Here is a 597-nt window from a genome sequence, read left to right as displayed (position 1 = left end):
CTAGATTGCTTGAGCTGACGCCTCAGCAAGGCCGTCTGACGACAAACAGCAAAGATTTCTCGCTTTCACCACATGACTTGATGAAAGCACTTTATCCGGCAACACATCAAATAGGAGAATTTGCCCTGTAACAGTTTTTGGTAGTGGTTTGTGTTCCTTTTGCGCCCCTTAAAATTTTAAAGGGGCGATTTTTTTACCCCTACTTTTCAGACGGCCTAAACACCGGTTTTCCAGTACAATAAAGGCCGTCTGAACATTTCCTACTTTTCAACCATGCAACTGCTCAAATACATCCAATCGCAAGGCCTCGGCAGCCGCAAGCAATGCCAATGGCTGATAGACAATGACTGCATTGCCATCAACGGCGAAATCCATAATCGTGCCAAAGACGATATTGATCCGTCTCAAGTGCACACCCTGTCTGTTGACGGCGAAGAAATTGCCGCCGTCCCCATGCCCTATTTTTATATCCTGCTTCATAAGCCTGCAGATTACGAGACTTCGCACAAACCTCAGCAATATCCAAGCATCTTCAGCCTTTTTCCCGACCACATGCGCAATATCGATATGCAGGCAGTCGGCCGCTTGGATGCAGAC

At 47.1% G+C, this 597-nt stretch carries 2 pseudogenes; both read left to right on the top strand.

The features are described 5' to 3' along the window. A pseudogene (locus ACTHUM_RS17720) lies at positions 1 to 131 on the top strand (pyridoxamine 5'-phosphate oxidase family protein); the annotation flags it as partial. Positions 132 to 273: 142 nt separating this feature from the next. Then, a pseudogene (locus ACTHUM_RS17715) lies at positions 274 to 597 on the top strand (16S rRNA pseudouridine(516) synthase); the annotation flags it as partial.

The sequence above is a fragment of the Neisseria sp. P0021.S006 genome, from assembly GCF_051956895.1.
The sequence above is the reverse complement of the archived record's forward strand: the minus strand, read 5'-3'. Positions and strand labels throughout refer to the sequence as shown.